Annotated in this window: 6 protein-coding genes; 3 read left to right on the top strand and 3 right to left on the bottom strand. The window is 62.6% G+C overall.

Annotated features, from left to right (window positions below; genetic code table 11):
- Nucleotides 1-22: 22 nt before the first annotated feature.
- Together ACFQ95_RS22770 and ACFQ95_RS22775 are read right to left on the bottom strand one after the other, a co-directional pair.
- Nucleotides 23-1,747 (bottom strand): GMC family oxidoreductase, encoded by a 1,725-nt coding sequence (locus ACFQ95_RS22770; protein ID WP_422834759.1) that lies wholly within the window; start codon nucleotides 1,745-1,747, stop codon nucleotides 23-25.
- Nucleotides 1,748-1,917: 170 nt separating this feature from the next.
- Complete coding sequence (locus ACFQ95_RS22775; RefSeq protein WP_422834761.1) at nucleotides 1,918-3,438, bottom strand: CoA-acylating methylmalonate-semialdehyde dehydrogenase; 1,521 nt, start codon at nucleotides 3,436-3,438, stop codon at nucleotides 1,918-1,920.
- Between the two features lie 137 nt (nucleotides 3,439-3,575).
- On the opposite strand from ACFQ95_RS22775, the gene ACFQ95_RS22780 reads away from it, so the two are divergent.
- A complete protein-coding gene (locus ACFQ95_RS22780; RefSeq protein ID WP_422834769.1) occupies nucleotides 3,576-4,565 on the top strand; it encodes a LysR family transcriptional regulator in 990 nt (329 codons plus the stop codon).
- Nucleotides 4,566-4,574: 9 nt separating this feature from the next.
- Here ACFQ95_RS22780 and ACFQ95_RS22785 read toward each other — a convergent pair whose 3' ends face one another.
- Complete coding sequence (locus tag ACFQ95_RS22785) at nucleotides 4,575-5,267, bottom strand: GntR family transcriptional regulator (RefSeq protein ID WP_422834763.1); 693 nt, start codon at nucleotides 5,265-5,267, stop codon at nucleotides 4,575-4,577.
- 176 nt (nucleotides 5,268-5,443) lie between these two features.
- Between ACFQ95_RS22785 and ACFQ95_RS22790 the strand changes: the two genes are divergently transcribed.
- Entirely contained in the window at nucleotides 5,444-6,520 is a 1,077-nt protein-coding gene (locus ACFQ95_RS22790; protein WP_422834765.1) for a Bug family tripartite tricarboxylate transporter substrate binding protein, read from the top strand.
- A gap of 40 nt (nucleotides 6,521-6,560) precedes the next feature.
- Nucleotides 6,561-7,737: hypothetical protein (locus ACFQ95_RS22795; protein WP_422834767.1), on the top strand; the 1,177-nt coding region annotated here is incomplete at its 3' end.

Below are 7,737 nucleotides of genomic sequence, written 5' to 3' on the forward strand. Positions count from 1 at the left end.
AAGGGGCTTGTTCTGCGCCGCCTTAACCGGCGTCCTGCAAGATCCAGTGGGCCGCCTTCTCGGCAATCATCAGCACCGGTGCATTGGTGTTGCCGCTGGTGATGGTGGGCATCACGCCCGCATCCACCACGCGCAGGCCGCGCACCACGCCACCGCGCCCGTCGTAGACCTGCAAGCGCGTATTGACCACACCCATGGGGTCGCTGGCCGGTGCCATCTTGGTGGTGCCCACTGGGTGAAAAATCGTTGTGGCAATGTCGCCAGCCAACTTGGCCAGTTCCTCGTCCGTCTGGAACTGCACACCCGGTTTCCATTCTTCGGGCTGGTACTTCTGCAGTGCCGGTTGCGCGGCGATTTTGCGCGTCACGCGTAATGAGTCGGCGGCCACCTTGCGGTCTTCGGGCGTACTGAGGTAGTTGGGAGCGATCGCTGGCGCATCTTCAAACCGTGCGCTGCGAATATTCACCGTGCCGCGGCTGGTGGGGTTCAGGTTGCACACGCTGGCGGTGATGGCCGGGAAGCTGTGCAGCGGTTCGCCAAACGCATCCAGACTCAGCGGTTGCACGTGATATTCGATATTGGCATAGGGTTGGCTGGGGTCGCTGCGGGTGAAGGCACCGAGTTGTGATGGCGCCATGCTCATGGGGCCGGTGCGTTTAAAGGCGTACTCCAGGCCAATCTTGAGCTTGCCCCACGCAGTGCTGGAAATCTCGTTCAAGGTCAGCGCATCCTTGATCTTGAACACGGCCCGAATTTGCAAGTGGTCTTGCAGGTTGCTGCCCACGCCGGGCAGGTCCACCGTGGTTTCTATGCCATGCTGTTGCAGCAGGGCGCGCGGGCCAATGCCCGAGAGTTGCAGCAGTTGCGGCGAGCCCACGGCGCCTGCGCTCAAGATCACTTCGCGCGCCGCGTGTACCTTCACCATGTCTTTGCCGGTCCACACCGTGGCACCGGTGCATTGCTGGCTGCCATCGGGCAGCGTTTGCAAGTCCAGCTGGGTCACCTGGGCGTTCGCCCAGAGCTCAAAGTTGGGGCGGCCATAACAGGTGGGGCGCAAAAAGGCCTTGGGTGTGTTCCAGCGCCAGCCGTCTTTCTGGGTGACTTCAAAATAGCCCACGCCTTCGTTGTCGCCGCGGTTGAAGTCGTTGCTGGCGGGGATGCCGGCCTGCTGTGCCGCTTGGGCAAAGTCATCCAGCACGGGCCAATGCAGGCGCTGTTTTTCCACGCGCCATTCACCACCTGACTTGCGGCGGTCGAGTGCGCGCAGATATGGGTCAAGGCTCTGATGGGCACCGCGCAACAGCTCAGGCGTAGTGCCTTTGGCGCCGTGCAGTGCATCTGCGCCTTTGTGATAGTCCTCATGGATCTTGAAGTAGGGCAGAGCGTTATGCCACGACCAGGTGTTGTCTCCCGTGAGTTGCGCCCACTGGTCGTAGTCGCGCGCCTGACCGCGGGTGTAGATCATGCCGTTGATGCTGGAGCAACCGCCTAGTGTTTTGCCGCGCGGATAACGCAGGCTGCGCCCGTTCAGGCCGGCGTCGGGCTCGGTGTTGTAGAGCCAGTCGGTGCGCGGGTTGCCAATGCAGTAGAGGTAACCCACGGGGATGTGGATCCAGTGGTAATCATCTTTAGGACCGGCCTCGATCAGCAGCACCCGAAAGCGTGGGTCGGCGCTGAGCCGGTTGGCCAATAGGCAGCCAGCGGTGCCCCCACCGATGATGATGTAGTCAAAACTGTTGTCGCTCATTGAGCTTGTCTCCGCTGTTTTTCGGGACTGGTGTTTCCCAGTCTCCATGGCGCGCTGTTAACGCTGATGTGGCAGAGCGCAGGGCCGCCCCAAGCCGGCCACGCCTCCTCCCCGGGAGGAGGCGAATGACACGCCGCTGTGCGGCGTGCAAAGCCGGGAGGCCCAATTCATTACTTTGCGGTAGGCATTACAAACTCCGCGCCTTTCGCGATACTTTCAGGCCAGCGCTGCATGATGGATTTTTGTTTGGTGTAGAAGCGCACGCCTTCTTCGCCGTAGGCGTGCATGTCGCCAAACAAGCTTTTTTTCCAGCCGCCAAAGCCGTGCCAGGCCATGGGCACCGGAATCGGCACGTTGATGCCGACCATGCCGACCTGGATGTGCCGGCTGAATTCACGCGCCACATTGCCGTCGCGGGTGAAGCAGGAAACGCCGTTGCCAAACTCGTGTGCGTTGATCAGGTCGACCGCCGACTTGAGGTCGGCCACATGCACGCAGCTCAATACCGGGCCGAAAATTTCCTCTTTGTAGATGCGCATCTCGGGTGTCACGTGGTCGAACAGCGTGCCGCCCATCCAGAAACCGTTGTCGCAACCATTGCCTGCCTGGGCGCCGTTGAAACCACGTCCGTCCACCAGCAGCTTGGCGCCTTCTTCAACCCCGGTGGAAATGTAGCCGGTGATACGCTCGTGTGCGGCGCGTGTCACGATGGGGCCCATCTCGGCGGCCAGGTTCTCGCCGTTCAGTACCTTCAGCGTCTTGGTGCGTTCTATCAGCTTGGGCAGCAAACGCTCACCCACATCGCCCACCAACACGGCCACACTGATGGCCATGCAACGCTCGCCGGCCGAGCCATAACCCGCACCCACCAGTGCGTCCACGGCTTGATCGATATCCGCATCGGGCATCACCACCATGTGGTTCTTCGCGCCACCCAAGGCCTGCACACGTTTGCCGTGGCGCGCACCGGTTTCATAAATGTAGTTGGCGATTGGTGTCGAGCCGACAAAACTCACGGCCTTGACATCCGGGTGCACCAGCAGCGCATCGACCGCCACCTTGTCGCCTTGCACCACGTTGAACACGCCATCGGGCAGGCCGGCGCGCTGCAGCAGCGCGGCCATAAAAAGGGAGGGTGTGGGGTCGGTTGGGCTGGGCTTGAGCACAAAGGTGTTGCCGGCGGCAATCGCCACCGGGAACATCCACATCGGCACCATCACCGGGAAGTTGAAGGGTGTGATGCCGGCCACCACACCCAGCGGTTGGCGCAGGGTCCAATTGTCGATGCCGGTGCTGACCTGGTCGGTGAAGTCGCCCTTGAGCAGCTGTGGAATGCCGCAGGCAAATTCCACGATGTCTATGCCGCGCGAGACTTCGCCCTGGGCATCGGTGAACACCTTGCCGTGTTCGGCCGTGATCAGATGGGCGAGTTCGTCCTTGTGCTGGTTCAGCAGCTCCAGGAACTTGAACATCACCCGTGCGCGGCGAATCGGCGGCGTGTTGGCCCAGGCCGGAAAGGCCGCTTGCGCCGCAGCCACGGCCTTGCCGACTTCAGCCGTATCGGCCAGCGCAACGCGGCCGCTGACCGCGCCGGTGGCCGGGTTGTAGACGTCCTGGTAGCGTTCGGACGTGCCGGCAACCACCTGGCCGTTGAAGTAGTGGTCAATGCTGGAGATCTTGGATGTGCTCATGGTAGGGACAGGGTGAAATGACGATGAGGAATGAAGACAAAAGCGTGGCCGTCAGTCTAAAAATTTGAGCGCTCCTTGCCTATGCCACGGCGCTAAACTGTTTGTTCAATTAAATGAACAATAAAGTGACAACTATGATGGAGCCGCCAAACATTGAGAGCTTGTGGGCGCACCTGCGCTGGCTCATCGTATTGGCCGACCAAGGCAGCTACACCGGGGCGGCGACGCGGCTGGGTGTCAGCAAAGCTGCCATGAGCATGCATATCACCGAGCTGGAGCGCGCGGTGGGTGTGGCGCTGGTGCGGCGCACCACACGCAGCATGCGCCTGACCGAAGCCGGCCAGCGTTTGGTGGACGAAACGCGCGAGTCGTTCGAGCGCATCGCCCAAAGCTTCAACGGTGCACGTGACGTGGGGGGTGAGCCGCGTGGCCTGTTGCGGGTGACCGCGCCAGTGGCTTTTGGCCGCCAGCAACTGGTGCCACGGGTGTCGGCCTTTTTGCGCGAACACCCCTTCATCCGCATAGAAATGGAGCTTTCGGACCGCTTCAATTCGCTGGCCACAGAAGGCTTTGACCTGGCGATTCGCCACACGGCGGCACCGCCCGACACCCATGTCGCCTGGCCGCTGTGCAATGTCAGCTCCTTGCTGGTCGCCAGTCCGGAATATCTTGCCCGGCGCAGCACACCGCAGACGCCCGCCGAACTGTCCGCGCACGATTGTCTGCACTACCCCCGTGGAGCGGACTCCAAAGTCTGGTCGTTTGAACCCAAGGCGGGGCGTTTGAAGTCTGCAGGCCGCACCACCGTGCCGATTGCCGGACCCCTGGCGGCGAACAACAGCGAAGCCTTGCGCGACGCGGCCCTGGCGGGCCTGGGCATTGCGCTGGTGCCGGATTTCAGCGTGCAAACCGCGCTGGCGAGCGGCCAACTGGTGCAAGTGCTGCCGCAGTGGCGGCCAGTGCACGCATTTGCCGAAAAAATATTCGCCATTCGTCCCTATTCCCTGCACGTGCCGCGGGCCGTGTCGCTGTTTGTGCAGCATCTGCGAATAGGCTTGCAGGCAGGTTTTCGCGCTGCCCCGGACGAGGCGGCGGTGCGCAACACCGCCGGCAAAACACGCAGCTGAACCGGTGTTTCAGGGGTTCTGGCGCCGCAACAGTATGGCCTGCTTGTTGTCGCGGCTGCGGCGCGCATGCTCGCGCATCAGGCTGGCGGCCCGGCTGCCTTCGCGCCTGCCAAGGGCCCGCACAATGTCTTCGTGGTCTTCCTGTGCACGTGCAATCAGCGCAAACTCCAGCACCGGCAACGCGCCGTCCAGCCCCAGCGAGGCAGCTCCGGCCATCGGTGTCTTGCTGACCATTTCCAGCGCGTCGCTCAGCATTTGATTGCCTGCGGCCTCGACCAGGCAGGCATGAAAGCGCGCGTTCATCGCGATCCAGCCCGCGGCGTCCAGACGCAAACCGTCGGCGCGCGCGGCCTCCACCAACGCCCGCCCTTCGGTCAGACAGGCTTGCAAGGTGGCCAGCGGCTCGGCCGCAACACCTTTTTCGGCCAGGCGCTCAGCTGCCAAGCCTTCGAGTGCGCCGCGCACGTCGATAGCGTCGCTGATGGCCTCCATCGTGAATGCCCTGACGCGAAAGCCGCGTTTGGGCAGCCGTTCCAGCAAACCTTGTTTCTCCAGCTCACCCAGCGCAATACGCAGCGGGGTGCGCGAAACCTGCAATGTTGCCGCCCACTGCAGCTCCACCAGCCGCTCACCCGGCGCCAGTTGACCCGAGAAGATGCAGCGGCGCAAAGCCTGCGTGACGCGTTCGATTTGCGATGCCATAAAGATGCTTGAAAGGAGGTGAAAGTCTAAATTGCATGCATTTTCTTGAGGCGACTGAGTGCTTTTCTGAGTGTTATCCCTTAATTTTCAAAAAATACTTAGGGTGCTAATATTAATATTGCACGCAATTACAAAACAAATCTGCGTTCTCAGCAGATCCCCACGGAGACTTCACCATGCGCATCAGCCGCTTTTCTTCTTTTGTTCAGCCCCCAGCTAACCAGGCGCAAGCCGCTACTCAAAACACCCCGCGGCAAGGCCGTCGCCATCTGCTGGGCGCTGCAGTTTCCTGTGCCGTGGTGGCGCTGGCCTTGGGCTTGCCCACCAGCCCAGCCCAGGCACAGGGCGCGGCGGGCTATCCCAGCAAGCCGATACGTGTGATCGTGCCCTTCCCGCCGGGCGGCGGGGGTGACGTTTTGGCACGCCTGGTGTTGACGCGGGTGGGCCGCGAGTTGGGGCAGGCCATGGTGATCGAGAACATGGCGGGCGCGGGCGGCAACATCGGCACGCTGGCGGCGGCACGTTCTGCGCCTGACGGCTACACGCTGGCCTATGGCACGAATGGCACCCACGGCATCAACCAGACCTTGTACAAGAACCCGGGGTTTGATGCCGTGAAGGATTTCGAGCCCGTGAGCCAGTTCACGCGTATCGCGGCCATGGTAGTGGTACGGCCGGACTTTGCGGCCAAGACCATGCCGGAACTGCTGAGCCTGGTGCGCAAGAACCCGGGCAAGTACACCTTTGCCTCTGCCGGCAACGGCACAACCTCGCATCTGGCGGGCGAAATCCTCAAGTCCACCGCCGGGCTGCAGATGCTGCATGTGCCTTACCGTGGCGGCGCCCTGGCCATCACCGATGTGATCGGTGGGCAGGTCGACATGCTGATCGATGTGATGCCCAACACCGCGCCACAAGTGCGTGGTGGCAAGCTGCGTGGCCTGGCGGTGAGCACCGCGTCGCGCGTTGCGAGCATGCCCGATTTGCCGACGATTGCGGAATCCGGCGTGCCCGGTTTTGACGTCAGCGCCTGGGACGGTTTGTTTGTGCCCGCTGGCACGCCGGCGCCGATTGTGGCCACGCTGAACGAGGCGGTGCGCAAAGCCCTGGCCGACCCGGAGCTGAAAAAACAGCTGGCGGATCGTGGTGCTGAGGTCGCGCCCGGTTCACCCGCCGAGTTGGGCCAGTTTGTGAAGGCCGAGATCGCCCGCTGGGGGGCAGCGGTGAAGTCTTCCGGGGCTTCGACCGATTAAAAACCACCGACTTCAGATATTGGATCCGACGATGTTCTCCATGCCCCAACCCGCTATCGCCACCGCGCCAACCTATTCAACCGGCAACACCTGGCAGGGCCTGCCGCCGCCGGCTGACCCTGCGGTCACCGCCACCAAATACTTCTTCCAGGCGCTGGACAACTTTCAGCGTGTGTTCGCCATCCGCCCCGGCGACGAGGTGCTGTTTCTGGCCGACCCGCTGCTTGATCCGCGTGTGATCGACGCTGTGATCGGCCTGGCCAAGTCGCGCGGGGCCAGTGTGCGCATCTACATGGAGCCCAGCACACAGGTGACGGCCGTGCCCGAGACTGTGCATGCGCTGCTGGCCAAGGCGACGTTTGTGGTTTCCACCTGGTTTTGCTCCATCCTCGACCCGCTGTGCATACAGCTGCGCCGCCAAGGCCAACGCTGGGTCAAGATCACCTATTTCCGCAACCTGGACCTGCTGCACACCCCGCAGGCGCGTTTTCCGTTGGATCTGGTGGGCGAAATCATCCGCGCCACGGCCAGCCGCTACCCGCAGGGGCAGAACTTCGACCTGCGTTTCACCGACGAACGTGGCAGCGACTTCCGGATTGCGTTCACGCCCGAGATGCGCGACAACCAACTGGCCACCAACCGTTGGCGCGGGCAGATGACGGCCGAAGAAAACGGCTGCTACGTGCATTACCTGGCCACACACGGGCCCAACTTCTGGGACCACAACTCGGTGAAGAATGACTTCAGCGCCGTGGTGCCCATGTCCGGTGTGCTTTATCCGCAGTGGGCGGTGGGCTTTGCGCGACCTTTTGCCGAAAGGATTGGGGTGTTCTTCGAGGGCGACACGGTCAGCCGGGTCGAAGGCGAGTCAGACGAAGCGCGCATCCTGCGTGACATGCTGGTCGGCGGGCGCATGATAGAAGGCGGCGGCTGCGGCTTCAACCCCAAGGCACCGCGCCATACGGTGTACCCGGCAGGCTCCAATGCCCCCGGTGCCCTGCATTTTGGTATTGATCTGGCGCAGCCCAGCGACTACATCCGCCGCGTCATGCCCGACTGGGAGGAGCCGCCGGTGCACATGGACCTGGTCACGCTGGACAGCACGGTCACGGCAGGCGAAAACCTGCTGGTCGACAAAGGCTTTTTGTGTGCCTTGCGCGATCCCAGCGTTGTGGCCGCAGCCAAACGCTGGGGCGACCCGGTCGAGCTGCTGGAGG

Origin of the sequence: Variovorax sp. HJSM1_2 (genome assembly GCF_049316285.1) — a bacterium.
GTDB lineage: Bacteria > Pseudomonadota > Gammaproteobacteria > Burkholderiales > Burkholderiaceae_C > Rhodoferax_B.